15 protein-coding genes and 1 tRNA gene are annotated in these 17,525 nt (G+C 65.1%); 10 read left to right on the top strand and 6 right to left on the bottom strand.

The features are described from left to right. Positions 1-247: 247 nt before the first annotated feature. Genes RVU70_RS00385 through RVU70_RS00370 form a run of 4 tightly spaced genes read left to right on the top strand, consistent with a single transcriptional unit; the run spans position 248 to position 6,466 of the window. A complete protein-coding gene (locus tag RVU70_RS00385; RefSeq protein ID WP_363349127.1) occupies positions 248-649 on the top strand; it encodes a FixH family protein in 402 nt (133 codons plus the stop codon). After that, positions 646-1,884 carry a TolC family protein gene (locus RVU70_RS00380; RefSeq protein ID WP_363349126.1) on the top strand — a complete coding sequence of 413 codons (1,239 nt, stop codon included), beginning with the start codon at positions 646-648 and terminating at the stop codon, positions 1,882-1,884. Before RVU70_RS00385 ends, RVU70_RS00380 begins: the two co-directional genes overlap by 4 nt. Continuing rightward, positions 1,881-3,275: an efflux RND transporter periplasmic adaptor subunit gene (locus RVU70_RS00375; RefSeq protein WP_363349125.1), complete on the top strand. Its 1,395-nt coding sequence runs from the start codon at positions 1,881-1,883 to the stop codon at positions 3,273-3,275. Before RVU70_RS00380 ends, RVU70_RS00375 begins: the two co-directional genes overlap by 4 nt. Beyond that, positions 3,272-6,466: a CusA/CzcA family heavy metal efflux RND transporter gene (locus RVU70_RS00370; protein WP_363349124.1), complete on the top strand. Its 3,195-nt coding sequence runs from the start codon at positions 3,272-3,274 to the stop codon at positions 6,464-6,466. Before RVU70_RS00375 ends, RVU70_RS00370 begins: the two co-directional genes overlap by 4 nt. Here RVU70_RS00370 and RVU70_RS00365 read toward each other — a convergent pair. The 3 genes from RVU70_RS00365 to RVU70_RS00355 all read right to left on the bottom strand — a co-directional run bounded on the left by RVU70_RS00365 (position 6,448) and on the right by RVU70_RS00355 (position 9,794). Next, the gene (locus RVU70_RS00365; RefSeq protein WP_363349123.1) at positions 6,448-8,709 is read right to left on the bottom strand and encodes a copper-translocating P-type ATPase; all 2,262 of its coding nucleotides are present in this window, start codon (positions 8,707-8,709) and stop codon (positions 6,448-6,450) included. The two genes, RVU70_RS00370 and RVU70_RS00365, sit on opposite strands and share 19 nt — an antisense overlap. A gap of 355 nt (positions 8,710-9,064) precedes the next feature. Next, positions 9,065-9,142: transfer RNA gene (locus RVU70_RS00360), tRNA-Pro, on the bottom strand. A 43-nt stretch (positions 9,143-9,185) separates the two neighbouring features. After that, entirely contained in the window at positions 9,186-9,794 is a 609-nt protein-coding gene (locus RVU70_RS00355; RefSeq protein ID WP_363349122.1) for a MerR family transcriptional regulator, read from the bottom strand. 159 nt (positions 9,795-9,953) lie between these two features. Between RVU70_RS00355 and RVU70_RS00350 the strand changes: the two genes are divergently transcribed. From RVU70_RS00350 to RVU70_RS00335, 4 genes are read left to right on the top strand one after another with little or no spacing between them, the layout of a single operon-like run. Next, the gene (locus RVU70_RS00350; RefSeq protein ID WP_363349121.1) at positions 9,954-11,066 is read left to right on the top strand and encodes a COX15/CtaA family protein; all 1,113 of its coding nucleotides are present in this window, start codon (positions 9,954-9,956) and stop codon (positions 11,064-11,066) included. 8 nt (positions 11,067-11,074) lie between these two features. Beyond that, positions 11,075-11,992 carry a TIGR04222 domain-containing membrane protein gene (locus RVU70_RS00345; protein WP_363349120.1) on the top strand — a complete coding sequence of 306 codons (918 nt, stop codon included), beginning with the start codon at positions 11,075-11,077 and terminating at the stop codon, positions 11,990-11,992. Beyond that, positions 11,979-12,809, top strand: a complete 831-nt coding sequence (locus RVU70_RS00340; RefSeq protein ID WP_363349119.1) for a DUF692 domain-containing protein — start codon at positions 11,979-11,981, stop codon at positions 12,807-12,809. The genes RVU70_RS00345 and RVU70_RS00340 overlap by 14 nt, the downstream gene beginning before the upstream one ends. After that, entirely contained in the window at positions 12,800-13,360 is a 561-nt protein-coding gene (locus RVU70_RS00335; RefSeq protein ID WP_363349118.1) for a hypothetical protein, read from the top strand. The genes RVU70_RS00340 and RVU70_RS00335 overlap by 10 nt, the downstream gene beginning before the upstream one ends. 85 nt (positions 13,361-13,445) lie before the next feature. Here RVU70_RS00335 and RVU70_RS00330 read toward each other — a convergent pair whose 3' ends face one another. Further along, a complete protein-coding gene (locus RVU70_RS00330; protein WP_363349117.1) occupies positions 13,446-13,850 on the bottom strand; it encodes a flagellar export protein FliJ in 405 nt (134 codons plus the stop codon). Positions 13,851-14,073: 223 nt separating this feature from the next. Between RVU70_RS00330 and RVU70_RS00325 the strand changes: the two genes are divergently transcribed. Next, a complete protein-coding gene (locus RVU70_RS00325) occupies positions 14,074-14,922 on the top strand; it encodes a hypothetical protein (protein ID WP_363349116.1) in 849 nt (282 codons plus the stop codon). A 2-nt stretch (positions 14,923-14,924) separates the two neighbouring features. Here RVU70_RS00325 and RVU70_RS00320 read toward each other — a convergent pair whose 3' ends face one another. Both RVU70_RS00320 and RVU70_RS00315 read right to left on the bottom strand, forming a co-directional pair. After that, positions 14,925-15,266, bottom strand: coding sequence for a septal ring lytic transglycosylase RlpA family protein (locus RVU70_RS00320; RefSeq protein ID WP_363349115.1), 342 nt, complete (start codon positions 15,264-15,266; stop codon positions 14,925-14,927). A gap of 211 nt (positions 15,267-15,477) precedes the next feature. Next, complete coding sequence (locus tag RVU70_RS00315) at positions 15,478-16,062, bottom strand: hypothetical protein (RefSeq protein WP_363349114.1); 585 nt, start codon at positions 16,060-16,062, stop codon at positions 15,478-15,480. Between the two features lie 193 nt (positions 16,063-16,255). Here RVU70_RS00315 and RVU70_RS00310 point away from each other — a divergent pair, with 193 nt between their 5' ends. Further along, the gene (locus RVU70_RS00310; protein ID WP_363349113.1) at positions 16,256-17,431 is read left to right on the top strand and encodes an AAA family ATPase; all 1,176 of its coding nucleotides are present in this window, start codon (positions 16,256-16,258) and stop codon (positions 17,429-17,431) included. Positions 17,432-17,525: the final 94 nt, after the last annotated feature.

The raw sequence follows: 17,525 nt of genomic DNA, 5'->3' as shown, positions 1-17,525 counted from the left end.
CGCCTCTCGCCATCATCGGGAAAGCAATCGAGGTCCGCAGCTTCCGTGCGCCACCGCCGCGCGACGACGACGCGCGTCTTGGTTTCACCGGCCCACCCCATCTGCGACCTCCAATCTCCTGAACGCCGAGCAAATAGAGCCTCGGTTTTGAGGGCGCTGACCTGCGCTGCATCGTGCGTGCGCCCGCCTTTGGCGCCGAGATACCGTCCGTCACCGTGCTTCCGCTTGGAAGCAGGAGATCATTCTTATGAGCGCTTCTGTTTTGCGGCGAGTTGCAAGAGCTCTGCTTGGGTTGGGGCTTCTGTCGACTTCAACGCCCACGGTCGCAGACATCAGGGACTACGAGTTCAAGCTTGTCCGAGAGAAGGTCAAGAAGGGCCAAGCCGTCGTTGACGTTCGGCTGATTCATAAGCCCGACGATCGGGCGGTCTCGGATGCGGTTATCTTCGCCATGCGTCTGGATATGGCCCCCGATGACATGGAGCAGATGACGAGCGCGATTGAAGCGGTGAAAAGCCCCGAGCCTGGTCTCTACCGGTTCAAGGTCGATCTGACCGCTGAGGGACGCTGGCGAATCTCACTCGCGGCGAAAGTCCAGGGCGAGACGGAGACCCTGCAAGGCCGTCTGGTTTTACAGGCGACCCCATGACCATGCGCCGCCTCACTTTGCCAATGTTGATCGCCATTGCTACAGCGGCGTCGCCAGCCATCGGCGGCGAGCGCGAGGCGGCGCCCGGCTCTAGCGCAGAGAGCGTCGTGGGTTACGCGAGGCGTCTGAGCCCGGAATTAGCGGCGTCGATACTCGACGCAGACGCCGCGGCTCACCGGGTCGGCGCCGCCGGCGTGCAGCCGGACCCGACCGTCACTCTCCAGGCCTGGGACGTAAACAACAAGGGCGTCGGGCAGGTCTGGGTCGGCGCCGAGCAAACCTTCCGCTTGTGGGGCAAGACCGATCTCGAGAAAGGCATCGCGTCGGCCGACGCGGACGCGGCCCGGCGCCGGAGCGAAGCCATCGAACTCGATCTCGTCGCGCGCGTAAAGGCCGCTTACGCGCAATACAATGCGGCGCATCGCGCCGTCGAGCTTTCGAGGTCTCTCCAGCAAAGGGTCGATCAGCTCGCCGAGATTTTGCGCCTGCGTTACGGCGCAAGCTCGGTCAACCAGCAGGAGCTGATCGAGGCGGAGCTCCAAGCCGCCAACGCCGCAACGGACGTGGTCCGCCGGGAGGGAGAGGAAAAGTCTGCGGCTGCCCGGCTGAACGCTCTCATCGGGCGCAAGGCGCAGGCGCTGCTCGCCTCGCCCAAGGGGTTTGCGACATTGAAGACCAAGATGAGCCTCGCCGGCGTGCAAGAACTCGCGAGATCGCGCAACCCTCAGCTTGCGGCGACGCATGCGCAGGTGCGCTCGGCAACCGGGACGAAGGAACTCACCGACCTCAACTACTATCCGGACATTACCGCCGGCGCAAATTTGGTGCAGCGCCGGGATGGCGACACGAGCGGGATGTTCCTGCTGGGGTTTAAGGTGCCGCTCCAATATGAGGCGAAGGACGCCGAGCAGCGCGCCGCGAGCGCCAGTCTCGGCGCTGCGCAGGCTCGAAACGACGCTTTGGGAATCCGTATCGACGGCGAGGTGGCCGAAGCCTGGTTCCGTCTGGAGGCGATCCGCAAGGCCCTCAAGATCTTCGAGCAGCGCCAGCTGCCGCCGGCCAAGCTTTCTGTCGAGACGGCGCAGAAGGGGTTCGACGCCGGAACAACTGATCTTTCGACGCTGCTCGACTCTGAGCGACGGCTTCGCGCCGTTGAACTGGAGCTTCTCGCGCTCCGGGTCGAGGAGCAAAGCAAATACGCCGACCTCGAACGCCTCGCCGGAGGCCCCCTATGAAACGCGGTCCGCTCGTCTTCACTCTTGTCACGACGCTGCTGGCGCTCGGCGCGGCCGGCTATCTCGTCGCGCGCAGTCCGTGGTTGTGGCGTGGATCAAGCAACACGGCGACGCAGAGAACCGCGGGCGCGGGTCCGATAATCTATTACCGTGACCCAGATCGTCCGTTCTTCTCCGCCACCCCGAAGAAGAACGCCGCGGGCAAGGACTATGTCGGGGTCCGGGCGAGCGAAGACATCAATTTCGACGAAAAGCTCTCGGCCGCTGCGGAGCCTGCGCAGGAGCGATCGTCCGGCCGCCGAGTCCTGTATTACCGCAACCCTATGGGGCTGGCGGATACGTCGCCGGTCCCGAAGAAAGACCCCATGGGCATGGATTACGTGCCCGTCTACGAGGACGAGGCGCAGGATGCGCCGACGGTCGCGATAAGTCCCGGAAAGCTGCAAAGAACGGGTGTTCGCTCCGAGCAGGTCGAACGGCGGCCCATCGCCATCCCTGTGCGTGCGGCGGGGCGCGTCGATTTCGATCCGCGCCGGTCAGCGGTCGTCGCTCTCCGCTTCGAGGGCTTCATCGACTCCGTCCGGAAGGTCGCGGAGGGCGATTATGTTCGCAAGGGCCAATCGCTCATGCGCGTCTACGGGCCGGACCTGTCGAGCGCGGCCGCGGAATATGTTGCGGTGCTCAATTCAGGCCCGGCGGCGCGCGTCGAGGGCGCGCGTCGCCGCCTCGTCAATCTCGGACTAGACGATGCGACGATCGCCTCGATCGCGCGCAGCCGCCGCGTGCCGCGCGTCATCGACTGGCCCGCGCCGCAAGATGGACACGTCATCGAACGTGACGCCTTGAGCGGCATGCGGGCGGCCCCGGGCGAGACTCTGTTCCGGATTGTCGACCATAGTCTCGTCTGGGTTCTGGCGGATGTTCCTGAGCGGGACGTCTCTTCGATCAGGCCGGGGCAGACGGCGAGCATCCGCGTCCGCTCCTACCCGGACCGGCCCTTCAAAGGGCAGGTCGCCCTTGTCTATCCACATCTCAACATGGAAACACGTACGGCGCGCGTGCGTATCGAACTGCCCAATCCGGACGGGCTGCTGCTCGGCGACATGTTTGCCGATGTCGAGATCGAGGCCGCCGGCAAGCAGAAGGTTCTCGCCGTGCCCGAGAGCGCCGTCATCGACGCCGGCAAGAGGCAGGTCGTGATCCTCGACAAGGGTGAGGGGCGCTTCCAGCCGCGAGAGATCAAGATCGGTCGACGCGGGGAGGGCTTCGCCGAGATTACGAGCGGGATAGCGGAAGGCGACCGCGTGGTGACCGCCGCGAACTTCCTCATCGACGCGGAGAGCAATTTGAAGGCCGCCTTGCAGTCGCTCGAGCAAGGAGCCGCCAAATGATCGGGCGCCTCATTGCGTGGTCGGCGCGCAACTTGGTTCTGGTCTTTGTGGGGACGGTCTTCGCCATCGCCGCAGGCGTCTATTCGCTTCGAACTCTGCCGCTCGACGCCATTCCCGACCTCTCCGACGTGCAGGCGATCGTCTATACGGAATATCCGGGCCAGGCGCCGCAGGTGGTCGAGGACCAGGTCACCTATCCGCTCGCGAGCGCCATGCTCACCGTGCCGAGATCGAAGGTGGTGCGTGGCTTCTCCTTCTTCGGCGTCTCCTTCGTCTATGTGATTTTCGAGGACGGCGCCGACGTCTATTGGGCGCGCTCACGCGTCCTCGAATATTTGAGCTCGGCGACGAAGCGCCTGCCCGCCGGCGCGACGCCCGTGCTCGGCCCGGACGCGACGGGCGTGGGCTGGGTCTATCAATATGCGCTCATCGCGAAGGACATGACCCTCGCGGAGCTGCGCTCCTTGCAGGACTGGACCCTGCGCTATGGCCTCGCCAAGGCGGAAGGCGTGGCGGAGGTTGCGAGCGTTGGCGGCTTCGTGCGGCAGTACAACGTCGTCGTCGATCCTAATCGGTTGCGCGCCCTAAATATCCCGCTCTCGCGGATCAGGGAGGTCATCCGCGCCAATAATGCGGACGTCGGCGGGCGCACGGTGGAGCTCTCCGAGTTCGAGTTCATCATCCGCGGGCGGGGCTATCTGAAGGGAATTCCCGATCTCGAAAACATCGTTTTGAAAGCCGGCGGCGGGACGCCGCTCCTGCTGAAGGATGTGGCGCGGGTTGAGCTTGGTCCCGACGAGCGGCGCGGCGTCACCGAGCTGAATGGCGAGGGCGAGGTCGCCAGCGGCGTCGTGCTACAACGCTACGGGGCCAACGCGCTCACGGTCATCGATAACGTCAAGGCCGCTCTGGCGCAGATCGGGCCGAGCCTGCCGAAGGGCGTGGAGATCGTTCCGGTCTATGACCGCTCGGAGCTGATCCATGCGGCGATCGAAACTCTTCGCGAAACCCTCGCCGAAGAGAGCGTCATCGTCGCGCTGGTCTGCGTCGTCTTCCTCCTGCATTTCCGCAGCGCATTGGTCGCGATCATCATGCTGCCGGTCGGCGTGCTCATGGCCTTTGCGGCGATGAAGGCGCTGGGGCTGGGCTCGAACATCATGAGCCTCGGCGGCATCGCCATAGCGATCGGCGCCATGGTCGACGCCGCGATCGTCATGATCGAAAATGCGCACAAGCGGCTCGAGCGGGCGTCGCCATCCGAGTCGCGGATCAACATCCTGATCGACGCCGCGACCGAAGTGGGGCCCGCCCTCTTTTTCAGCCTGCTCATCATTACAGTTTCCTTCCTGCCGATCTTCACGCTCGAGTCTCAGGAGGGACGATTGTTCAGCCCGCTCGCCTTCACCAAGACCTTCGCCATGGCGGCGGCGGCGCTTCTGTCGGTGACGCTGGTTCCGGCGCTGATGGTCATCTTCGTGCGCGGCAAGATCGTCTCCGAAGAGCGCAACCCGATCAACCGGGCGTTGATCTACGTCTATCGCCCGATCATCCGTCTGGTCATGCGCGCCAAGATCCCGACGGTCCTTTTGGCGCTCGCCGTCCTCGGCGTCACCATCCTTCCGGCGCGCCAACTCGGCTCGGAGTTTATGCCGGCCCTGAACGAAGGGGCGCTGCTTTACATGCCAACGACCCTTCCCGGCCTCTCCGTGACGAAGGCCGCTCAACTCCTGCAAACGCAGGATCGGATCATCAAGTCGTTCCCCGAGGTGAAGTCGGCCTACGGCAAGGCGGGGCGCGCCTCGACCGCGACCGACCCTGCGCCGCTCGAAATGTTCGAGACGATCATCGACCTGAAGCCCAAGGATCAATGGCGGCCGGGGATGACGGTCGAGGGTCTTGTCGCAGAAATGGACAAGGCGCTGCAGTTCCCTGGCGTCTCCAACGCCTGGACGATGCCGATCCGAAATCGAATCGACATGCTGGCGACCGGCATCCGAACGCCGGTCGGCGTCAAAGTCATGGGGCGCGATCTGGGGCAGCTCGAAGCGCTCGCGCGTCAAATCGAGAAGGTCGTGAAAGGGGTTCGAGGCGCGTCCTCGGCCTACGCCGAGCGGGTGATGGGCGGTTATTATCTCGACGTCACGCCGGACCGGCCCGCGCTGGCGCGCTATGGCTTGATGATCGACGACGTGCAGGCGACCATTGCGACCGCGCTTGGCGGCGAAGTCGTCACGACGACCGTCGAAGGCCGCGAAAGATATGGCGTCAATGTGCGCTATCCCCGCGATTTCAGGTCGAGCCCGAGAGCGATCGCGAGCGACGTCCTGATCGCGCTACCCGGTGGAGGGACTGTGCCGCTGGGCGAAATCGCAAAGGTTGATCTTGTTCGAGGGCCGACCGCGATCCGGACGGAGAACGGGCAGCTTGCCGTTTACATTTACGTCGACGTCCGCGACCGCGACATCGGCGGTTTCGTGAAGGAGGCCCGCCAGGCTGTCTCAGAGGCGATCGAGTTTCCGCCGGGGGCCTACGCCGTCTGGAGCGGCCAGTTCGAGTATCTCGAACGCGCGGAAGGCCGGATGCGGGTCGTGGTTCCGGTGACGCTCTTCATCATCTTCCTGCTGCTCTACCTCAACTTCCGCACCATCACCGAGACGTTGATCGTCATGCTGTCGCTGCCTTTCGCCCTTGTCGGCGGCGTCTGGCTGATGTGGATGATGAACTTCAACATGTCTGTCGCCGTGGGGGTCGGTTTCATCGCGCTCGCCGGCGTGGCGGCCGAGACCGGCGTGGTCATGCTGATCTATCTCGACGCCGCCATGCGCGACGTTGCCGAAGACTGCGTGAGAGAAGGGAAGCCATTCACGAAGTCGGACCTTCACAAGGCCATCATGCTCGGCGCGGTCGAGCGCGTGAGACCCAAGATGATGACCGTCGTCGCGATCATGGCCGGACTCGTCCCTATTCTATGGAGCACGGGAGCGGGGTCCGAAGTCATGCAACGCATCGCCGTGCCGATGATCGGCGGCATGGCGTCGTCCACGCTCCTGACGCTCGTTGTTATTCCGGCGATTTACGCGCTGGTGAAGGCCGTGGGCTTACCGAGCGCGGCCACTGGCGCCTCGGGCAGTCTCGCAGGCGAAACACATCCTCGACAAGAGCAGGAGCGCACTCAGACGATCCCCGGGTAGGGCGGCATTTCTCGGGGTTTGCGAGGATCGATCTCCGTTCGTCGCAGGCGCAATGAATTTGCAACGACGCTGACCGAGGAGAGCGCCATGGCCGCCGCGGCGATCGTCGGCGAGAGCAGCAGGCCAAAAGCGGGATAAAGCGCCCCCGCGGCGAGCGGCACGCCCGCAGCGTTGTAGATGAATGCGAAGAAGAGGTTCTGGCGGATATTCCTCATCGTGGCGCGCGACAGGCGCCGCCCGCGCACAATGCCGCGAAGGTCGCCCTTGAGCAGCGTGACGCCGGCGCTCTCGATTGCGACATCCGTTCCTGTTCCCATGGCGATTCCGACGTCGGCGGCGGCGAGGGCGGGGGCGTCGTTAACGCCGTCGCCCGCCATGGCGACTATTCGCCCGGCTTGGCGGAGGCGGGTGACGACAGCGCTTTTGTCCTCGGGAAGGATTTCCGCTTCGACCTCTTGGATGCCCAATCGCCTCGCTACGGCGCGCGCCGACGTCCAATTGTCGCCGGTCAGCATGACAACCGATACGCCGTCGGCGAGAAGAGCTTCCAGCGCTTCTGGCGTGGTCCGCTTTATCGGATCTGCAATCGCGATCACGCCCGCCGCGCGCCCGTCGATCGCCACGAAAATCACTGTGGCGCCGTCCTCACGTAAGCGCTCGGCTTCATTGTCGAGCGCGCTTGTCTCGATACCGGTTTCATCCAGAAAGCGGCGATTGCCGATGACAACCGCTTGCGCGCCAACGCGGCCCTTAACGCCCTTGCCGACTGGCGAATCGAAATCCGACGCTTCGACAAGCGCCAGGCCGCGCTCTTTGGCGGTCTCGACGATCGCGTGCGCCAGCGGATGTTCGCTCCCTCGTTCGAGACTCGCGGCGGTCGTCAGAAGCTCGTTCTCGCCCAGCCCTGTAACCGTGTGAATGGCGGTGACGCTGGGCTTGCCCTCGGTCAGCGTGCCGGTCTTGTCGACGACAAGCGTATCGATCTTCTCGAACCGCTCCAGAGCCTCGGCGTTCTTGATCAGCACGCCGCATTGAGCGCCACGGCCGACGCCGACCATGACCGACATCGGCGTCGCAAGGCCGAGCGCGCAGGGACAGGCGATGATGAGAACGGAGACGGCCGCCACGAGTCCATAGCTCATCCTGGGCTCGGGACCCCAAACCGACCAGGCGGCGAAGGCGAGAACGGCGACAAGTATCACAAGCGGCACGAACCATCCGGACACCTGGTCCGCGAGGCGTTGAATTGGGGCGCGGCTACGCTGGGCGGCGGCGACCATGGCCACGATCCTCGACAACATCGTGTCGCTGCCGACTTTCTCCGCAAGCATAACGAAGCTGCCCGTCTGATTGAGCGTGCCGCCAATGACTTTGTCGCCGATATTTTTGGTCACCGGCATCGACTCGCCCGTAACCATTGATTCATCGACTGTGCTCCAGCCTTCGAGGATTGCGCCATCGACAGGCGTCTTCTCGCCGGGGCGGACCCTCAGCCGATCTCCGACATGCACCTGATCCAGCGCGACCTCTTCGTCTGATCCGTCCTCCTTGACCCGCTTCGCCTTGACGGGCGCAAGGTCGAGGAGTGCGCGGATCGCGCCGCCAGTCTGCTCCCTGGCCCTCAACTCCAGGACCTGCCCGAGCAGCACCAGCACGGTAATGACAGCCGCCGCCTCGAAATAGATCGGCGCGGCGCCATTGGCGTTGCGGAAGGCGGGCGGGAAAAGCGAGGGCGCGAAAGTCGCGACAACGCTATAGGCCCAGGCGACGCCGGTTCCCATGGCGATCAGCGTGAACATGTTCAGGTTGCGGGTCAGGAGGGACTGCGCCCCACGCACGAAGAAGGGCCATCCTCCCCACAGCACCACAGGGCTCGCCAGGGCGAATTGCGCCCAGTTGGAGAGCTGCGGCGCGACATAGCGATGGAGACCGAGGAAATGCCCGCCCATCTCCAGGATGAAAACGGGAACAGTCAGGGCCAGACCGATCCAGAAGCGCCTCGACATATCCCTGAGCTCGGCGTTTGGCGGCTCATCCGTCGTTGCGATCAGCGGCTCCAGGCTCATTCCGCAAATCGGGCAATTGCCCGGTCCAAGCTGCTGGATTTGCGGGTGCATGGGGCAGGTGTAGATGACGCCTTCGGCCGATTGTTGAGCCGGCGGCGCGGGGCTTGGCGCAGGGCGATGCCGCCGATGAGTTTCATGCTCGGGATGGTTCGGGTGATGGTCCTGTCTCATCGTCATTTTTCCCGATTAGCGACGAAGGCTCGATGAAAAGTATATTGGCGCTCAGGCGGAGGCGAGGCGGAACGCCATCACGTCGGCAATCACATGCTCGGCGCGTTCAAGAAGCGCTGTCAACGAAAGAGGCGGAGACGGGTTTCGCCGCTTCTGGACGAATAACGGCAGTCGCGGTCGGGCGAGCTGGGTTGAGCCGCGGGCGCCCGACACTCTCTCAATGCACGGGTTTCTGAAGACGCCGAGCCACGTCTCGCCAAATCAGGATCACGACGCAGGATCCCGTCGCCGAGCACAAGGCGCTCGCGGTGATCGAGCGCTAAAAGCAAGCGAATGATTTTTAATGTGTTTCTGAAGCGCATGGTCGGAGTGGCGGGATTCGAACCCACGACCCCTTGTCCCCCAGACAAGTGCGCTAACCGGGCTGCGCTACACTCCGACTGCGCGCCCTTATAGAGACGCGATCGCCCGCTGGCAACGGTCTAACGGCGCGTGACGTTGAGAAGGCGCCTGCATTCCTCGATTTCGGCAAGCGCGCGGCGCAAGAGCTCGGCCTGCTCGGTGTCCTCGAGGCGCGCCACCACGACGGGCGCGTTGAAGACGGGCGCGGGGACGGGCGGCGGATAGGCGGGCGCTTCTTCAGCGGGGAGAAAAAGCTCCGCTGCAGATGGGTCTGGCGGCTGCTCTGGCTGGGGCGGGTCGAGCGTCGACAGGTCGAAAAGCGTGGCCTCGCGAGGCTCGACGCGCGGCGCCTCGGTCGGGGACGGTGGGGCAGGGGCGGGCGCCCCGCCCGTCTGGCGCAGGCGCACGTCGGCGATGACCGCGTCGACTCCCTGTTCTTTGAGGATGCGCTGCACCCCCTTGATCGTATAGCCCTCGCGATAGAGCAGATGGCGAATCGCCTCGACCAGTTCGATGTCGCGCGGCCGGTAGAAGCGGCGGCCGCCGGCGCGCTTGACCGGATCGATTTCCTTGAAGCGGGTCTCCCAAAAGCGCAGCACATGCTGGGGCAGGTCGAGATGCTCCGCCACCTCGCCGATCGTGCGCAGCGCGGCGAAATCTTCCCTTGCTGTCGCGCCCTTGCCGGCCACCTGGCCCTCCGACTCACTCCGCAACGCGAACATTACCCGCAGCGTCAAATCCGTTCAGCCTCAAAAAACGTAAACGACCCGCCGGCTTCCCGCGAGGTGTGGACAAGACTTGCCCGCATCCCTTAAGTGCCGGGGGCAAAAAACACCGGGCGATCAGCTATGGAAGACTGGCTTCTCTTTCCCCATCCCGTGGCGGAGGTGCGGCATCACGCAACGGAGGAAAACGCCGTTGCCGTGCGCAACTGGCTGTGGATCGTCGCGGCTCTGGTCTTTCTCATGGTCCTCGTCGGGGGGGCGACGCGCCTCACCGAATCCGGCCTCTCCATCGTCGAATGGAAGCCCGTCACGGGCGTCATTCCGCCGCTCTCGGAGAAAGAATGGCTGGAGGCCTTCGAGGATTACAAAAAGATCCCGCAATACAAAGAGCTGTTCCCGGACATGGACCTCGCGGGGTTCCAGTACATCTACGCCTGGGAATGGGCGCACCGGCTGCTCGGCCGCCTGATCGGCGTGGTTTTCGCTGTCCCGCTCGTCTGGTTCTGGGCGACGCAGCGGCTTCCCGCTTCGGTGAAGCCCAAGCTCATCGGCATTCTCGCGCTGGGCGCGCTCCAGGGCGGGATCGGCTGGTGGATGGTTTCCTCGGGTCTGGTTCATCGCACCGAGGTCGCGCAGGAGCGGCTGGCGATCCATCTCGTCATCGCGGCGCTCATTTTCGCGTCATGCCTTTGGGTCGCGGGCGGCCTCGGGCCGCGCCGGGCGTCGAGCGCCCATGACGGGGCGGGGCGGCTCAAGGCGACCGGCCTCGCCATTCTGGCGCTGGTCTTCGTGCAGCTCTTCATGGGCGGCATTGTCGCGGGCCTGCGCGCCGGGCTCGTCGAAAACACCTGGCCGCTGATCGCCGGGACGTTCATTCCTTCGGCCGACGTCCTCTGGCCGAAGGACCCCTGGTGGTCCAACATTGTCGATACGCCCCTCACCGCGCAGTTCTTCCACCGGATGATCGCCTATGTGATCTTCGCGGCCGCGGCCTTCCACCTCGTCGATGCGGCGATGAATGCGGCCGGCGCGGCGCGCAAGGGCGCCGTCGTCCTGTTCGGCCATGTCGTGGCGCAGATTGCGCTCGGCGTCGCGACCCTGCTGCTGGTCGAGCCGCCCTTCACGGGAACGCCGCATCTCCTGTTGGCGCTGGCGCATCAGGCGATCGGCATGGCCGTCCTGGCCGTCGCGACGCTGCAGGCGCGCCGCCTCGTCGGCGATCTCGAAACCATTTGAGGCAAAGCGTGGAAAACCTTCCGTTTCTCAATCTGTCCGGCCCGGATTTTCTCAACGTCTTCGGGGTGCTGGTCATCATCGTCCTCGCCGCGGCCTGGCTCGTGATCCATTTTGCGGACCGCACCGACCGCCTCCCGCCGCCGCCTGTTCCCGAGAAGCCCGACGCCATCGAAATCGCCTTTCTTCAGGGTGGGGTGAACCAGGTTGTGCGCACCGTCATCTATGATTTGGTGCAGCGCGGCTACGCCGCCCTTGGCAAGGACGACAGGGTCATTCCGACCAGCAAGACGCCGGAGCCGGGCGAACTCGACCCGATTGAAACGCGCGTGCTGGGCCTGATCCAGGCCAAGCCGAAAGCGCATCAATTATTCGAGAATCGCTCCCAGCGCGACGCGCTGCTGAAGCTTTTGCAGCCCGTGCGGGCGCGGCTCGCCGCGCAGGACCTCCTCAAGCCGGAACCGGTCAAAATCTGGCGGCGGCGCGCGCAGATCGTCGGCACGCTGGCGCTTCTCGGCTTCGCCGGAGCGAAAATCTATGTGGCGGCGACGGCGGGACAGACGAATGTCTCCTACCTCGTCTTCCTGTGCATTGCCGCGATCCTGGCGCTTTTCGCGCTCGCTTATGTGCTCACGCGCAGCCACGCGAGCCGTCGCGGCCGCGCCTATCTCGAAGCGATGGAGCTCGCCTATCGGACGCGTCTCGACCACGCTCTCGTCGAGCTCGGCGCGTCGCGCGGCATGAGAGGCTTCGACGGCGCAGCGCTGTTTCTCATCGGCCTCTACGGATTCTCGGTGCTGAAAGGCACGCCGGACGCGGCCTTCGCCGAGCACTTCAAGCGTGCATCGGGCGACGGCGGCGGAAGCTGCGGGTCGAGCTGCGCCGGGTCTTGCGGCGACGGCAGCGGAGGGAGCTGTGGCGGAAATTGAAGCGCTCGGCTCGGGGCTCGGCTATCGGCCGCAGTTCCGCGCCGACCTTTTCGCCCATCGCTCGCAGGTCGACTTCCTCGAAATCATCGCCGACCATTATTTCGACGCCGCGCCGGAGAAGCTTGCTGAACTCGACCTTCTCCGCGCGCATTTTCCCATTGTCCCGCATGGTCTCGATCTGTCGATCGGGAGCGCGGATGGGATCGATCCGACCTATCTCGACAAATTCGCCGAGCTGATCGCGCGCATCGATCCGCCCTGGTGGAGCGAGCATCTGTGCTTCACGCGCGCGGGCGGCGTCGACATCGGCCATCTCGCCGCCTTGCCCTATACGCAGGAGGCGATCGACGTCGTCGCGCGCAATGTCGAAGCGGTTCGAAGACGCATCGCGGCGCCGCTGCTTCTCGAAAACATCACCACCGTCGTGCGCGCGCCCGGCGGCGAGATGGACGAGCCGGAATTTCTCGCACGCGTCCTCGACCGCACCGGCTGCGGCTGGCTTTGCGACGTCGCCAATCTCTATACGAACGCCGTCAATCAAGGCGTCGACCTCGACGCGACATTCGAACGATGGCCGTGGGATCGGCTGGTGCAACTTCATTACGCGGGCGGACGCTGGCGCAACGGCGTCTTGATCGACAGCCACGACTCGGCGACGAGCGCGGCCGTCTGGGACCTCTACGACCGCATCGTGGCGCGTGCGCCGGTCAAGGGCGTCATTCTCGAACGCGACGAGCGCTTGCCCCCATTCGCGGAGTTGCTCGCAGAAGTTGCGCGGGCGCGCGGCGCGCTCCAAGAGCATGGCCGATGGGGCTGAGCCAGACGCAGGCTTTGCTCGCGCGCCTCTTTACTGACGCGGGGCTACGGCGCGCTTTCTTCGATGCGCCGCAGGAGACCGCGCGCCGCTTCGGGTTGAGCGATCGCGAGGCGGCGTCGATGGCGGCGCTCGATCGGCGCGAGGTCGAGGATTTTGCGCAGAGCCTTCTCGGCAAGCGCGCGCTCGACGCCCGCAAGGCGCTGCCGCTGACGGCGAAGGCGTTGGGCGATGATTTCAACAGGCTGCTCTTCGAGGCTATCGAGGGGCCGCCGGCGCCGCAACGTCACCGCGCCGACGCCGCCGCGCTCACAAAGATCCTCCACGAGCGCCGGGCGGCGTTCGGATGGATCGCGGATCTTGCGCGCTATGAAATGGCCTTTGTCGCCGCCGCGCGGCCGGGCGCTTTCTTCCTGCTTCGCCGCTTCGCTTTTCCGGTCGACGACATTGCGCGTCAACTTGTGGCGGGAGCGCCAGTGGCGGCGACGCCGCGTCCGCGCCTCGGCTTCTGGCTGCGCGCGCCTGGCGGAAGGCTCTTTTGGCGATTGCTGTAGCCTTCGGCCGCGATCGCGCGTCGTAACGGAGCAGCGGCTTTCAGGACCGCCGCTCCCGGCTCGCACTGTCGGCGGACAAGGCGCTTCAGGCGCCCCGGCGATAGGCGTGCGGCATCTCGTGGCGGCGGTCGGCGACGACCTCGATGAGCCGTTCGGCGCCGCGGTCGCGCGCTTCCTGGCTCTGCGCCTTGGCAAGATCCTCGCTGGCGTCCTTGAACTGCGCTTCGGCTTCCTCGAGCTGCGCGCGCAGATCATTGAGGGAGGCGACGATATTGTCCCTTCGCGTGCGCGCGGCGCGGGCATAGGTCGGATAAGCGAAATGAGTGGGGTCGGCGATGTTGGCCCGCTGCTCTTCCGTGGCGATCTCGCGTTCGAGCTCATTGGCCATGCGGGTGAATTCGGCGATCATCGCATTGAGCTGAGCGACGCGCCGACGTTTTTCCTCGGCCTGGAAACGCTTCAGGCGGACCAACGTATCCCGCGATTTCATGTTTTCGACTCCGTTACGCCACACTCATAAAAAACAAACCGTTAATTCCGCGAGACGCGATTAATATGCCCGGAGCTGGTTGCTCTTTGGTTACCGCGCGCAAAATTTGCGCGCAGTGTGGCGCCAGTGCAAGAAAGAGTGCGAATTTCCTCTAAAAACAATTTGAAATACTTGAGCGTGGCCGTTAAAAATAACGCGTTTGCGGCGTTCTCGGCGTGGCGTCATGCGTGTTGCCGGACTGTGTCTCGTTTGTTGTGCGCTCCTCTTCGTCGTGCGACAGGCGCAGGGGGGCGCTTGGCTTTACCCTGCAGGGAAAGGCCAACTCATCACCACGATGGGGTTCGCACGCGCCCATAACGCGTATGACGCGTCGGGGCGGATCGTTTCGACGCAGCCCTATCGTAAGCTTGAGGCGCGCGCCTCTCTCGAACATGGGCTGACGGATTGGCTCACCCTCGTCAGCGAAGGGGACGCCATGAGTTTTCGCGGCGCGCCTGTTCCCTACGACGTGATCGAACTGCTGATCGCCGAGGCGAAGGCCGGACTGCCGCTCTATGCGCCGCCGCTTCAGGCGGTGACATATGAGGGGCTCGGCCTTGGCGCGGCGGGGGCGCGGCTGCGCCTCCTCGAGGCCGGCGATTATGTCCTTTCCGTCGAAGGGCGGTTGCGCGCCGCCTCGCCGCAGGCGCGTCGTTTCCTCGACATGCGCGGCCCCGTCCAGGTCGACGCGCGGCTATTGATGGGGCGGTCGTTCAGCCTCTTCGGCTTTTCGGGCTTTCTCGACGGACAGCTGGGCTTTCGCAGCCAGGGCCAGAACGGAAATGAGATCCGCGTGGATCTTACGGCGGGCCTTCGCCCCTTCGAGAGCCTCTTGCTGCTGGCGCAAAGCTTTACCGCCGTCGCCCCGGGCGCCGGCGCGACGACCGCCCTGTCGCAGCAGAAATTCCAGCTTTCCGCCGTGTATGACGTGTCCTCGTCTTTCTCGGTCCAGCTCGGCGGCGTTGCCGCGCCCGCCGGCGCCAATGCGCCGGTCGAGCGCGGCCTGATCACCGCCGTCTGGTGGCGCTATTGAGGTTAGCGCTCGGCGACCGAGATCGGCTCGATCATGACCTGGGCGAGGCCGGCGGACCGAAAGCCGAGGGCCTCCGCCGCGCTGGTCGAGACGTCGATGACCCGCCCGCCGCGGAAGGGCCCGCGATCATTGATGGTGACGACGACCGAACGGTTGTTGGTCAGATTGGTGACGCGCACCTGAGAGCCGAAGGGCAGGGTGCGATGGGCGGCGGTAAAGGCGCCGACATGAGCGCCGTTCGCGGTGCGCCGGCCAGAGTAATAGGAAGCCTTGCCAACCCAGGCCGCCTCGGCGTTGCAACTCAGCGCAACGAGCGCGGCGGCTCCAAACACAAAACGCTTCAACAGCACGCTCCTTTTGCGCGCACGCGGACTGCGCGCGCTTCCGGCGCTGGAGAGAGCCAGCGCGGCCGGAGCGGTAAGGGGAGGTTTTGGCGAAAGAGTGGCTGAGCGCGAGGATGCCCGCGACAAGCGCGGGCATGACGCTGCGAGCTCTTGAAATCATGGCCGGGCCTGTCCCGGCCATCCACGCTTCGTGCGCATCGGAAGCGCGGGGCTACGCTGCGGCGGCGCTCGCGGTCTGGGCGTGGACGTCGCGGCCGCCGTTCTTTTCCATAATGCTGACGGCGGTTTTTTCCTTGGCTTCGTCCCAGACGCGCGCCCAGAGCAGCAGGCCGCCATGGGACATTTGCGCCTTGACCCAGGTCGCCTCGGCCGAGCCGATCAGCTGGGCGAGGGTCGCGCCGATGACGCCGCCGCCGCCGCCGAGCGCCAGCGCCGCCGCGACCGCCGCGCCGAGCGTGCCGCCCGCCGCCAGGACCATGCCGGCGCCGCCGATGGCGCCGATATAAAAGAGCGCGCCGATCAGCCCCGCCTTGGCTTCGTTGCGCGCTTCTGGGTCGATATAGGCGCCGTGCGGCGCTTTCGGATCGCCATGCAGCTTCTCGGTCGTCACGCTTTCGTCGCCGACCGCCTCGCGAACCACTGTCTGGGGGGCGAGCACGCTGATCGTCGTCTGGTCGAAGCCGTCGGTGAGGAGATCGTCGATCGCCGACTGTAGCCGCTCGAGGTTGTCGAACACGCCGACAACCTCGCGCACCTCGCCGCGCTGCTCGGGGGTGAGAGCTTTTTGCGTTTCCATGTCCGGTGCTCCGCGAGCGCGGCGCGAGCGTAACGCTCCCGACCAACCGCGCTCCCGCTTTGTTAAAGGGAGCGGAGACGGCAGGGTTTCAAGGGGCCGCGGGGCGCACTTGCGGCGACGGCGCGCCGTCCTCATCTGAGGGGCCTGCGCAAAAAAAGCTTAGCCAGGGTCGCCCCAGCGACGGCGCGCAGAAATGAAAGGCGCGCTTATGAATTTGCTCGAGACCGTCTCCTCCGCGCTGGCCGCGAACCAGCTTCTCGCCGGCGGCGTCGGCACGCTGGCCTTTGGCGCGATCATGTATTTGTTGCGCGCGGTCCCGGAGCAGGCGCTCGACGTCATGGGGCGGACGCTCTGGACCAAGGTTTTCGTCGAGAGCCTGTCCAACGAATATCGCGACGTCGACGCCTTCATCGAAGGAAAAAGGCTCAACTTCTTCAGCCGATCGCTCGAGATCAAGGACGGAAGCCTGAAAACCGGCTTCGGCGGCGGCTGGGGGCTCTACGACGGCGTTCTGTTCAAATATTCGAAGACCAAAATCACGCAGGCGGTCGCGCCTTTCGAGACCATCACCGTCTCCTTCTTCACCCGCGACCGCGCCGTGGTCGAGCGCTTCATGCGCGACTGCAAGCCGGAGGAGCACCGCAACTCGATCAGCATTTCCGCCTTTTCCGCGACGGGGAGCGAAGGCGGCCTGCGCCGGCGCAAGCGCGGACTCGACACGGTGTTCGTGGATCAGGCGATAAAAGATCGTCTCGTCGCGCGCCTCAACTGGTTTCAGGGCGCCGAGGCGTGGCATTCGGCGCGCGGCATTCCCTGGAAGCTCGGCGTCGTGCTGCACGGCCCGCCGGGCACCGGCAAGACGAGCCTCATTCACGCGCTCGCCTCGGAATTCGGCTTCGACATAAAATACGTCAAATCCCTGCACGGCCTCGGCGCGGCCTTCAAGACCGGCTCGAAGAGCGACCTCTTCGTCATCGAGGACATCGACACGATGGCCGGCGGCTTGAGCCGCGACGCAGACAAGCCCGCCGAGGGCGCGCGCGGCGCGCCGCTGCATGAGATTTTGAATTCCATGGACGGCATGCAGACGCCGGACGGGCTGAAATTCATCGTGACGACGAACCATCTCGACAGGCTCGACCCGGCGATCGTGCGGCCGGGGCGCATCGACGAGGTGATTGAGGTCGGGCCGCTGTCGATCGAGAGCGCGCGGGCGATGTTCAAGGCGTTTTACGGGCGCGAGGGGATTGCAGACTATGCGCCGCGCACCGGCGCCGAGTTGCAGCAGATGTTTGCGACGATGCGCGCGGAGGAGGCGGAGGCGGAGTTGGCGCGCGCTGTGCGGGGCAGGGCGCGGGAGGCGGCGTGACGAGGCCGGCCCTTCGTCCTTTGAGACGCGTGCTTCGCACGCGCCTCAGGATGAGGGACCTTGTATTGTCAAAGCTTCTTGAATGCAACTTTGA

This window comes from Methylocystis echinoides (genome assembly GCF_040687965.1).
Lineage (GTDB): Bacteria > Pseudomonadota > Alphaproteobacteria > Rhizobiales > Beijerinckiaceae > Methylocystis > Methylocystis echinoides_A.
The sequence above is the reverse complement of the archived record's forward strand: the minus strand, read 5'-3'. Positions and strand labels throughout refer to the sequence as shown.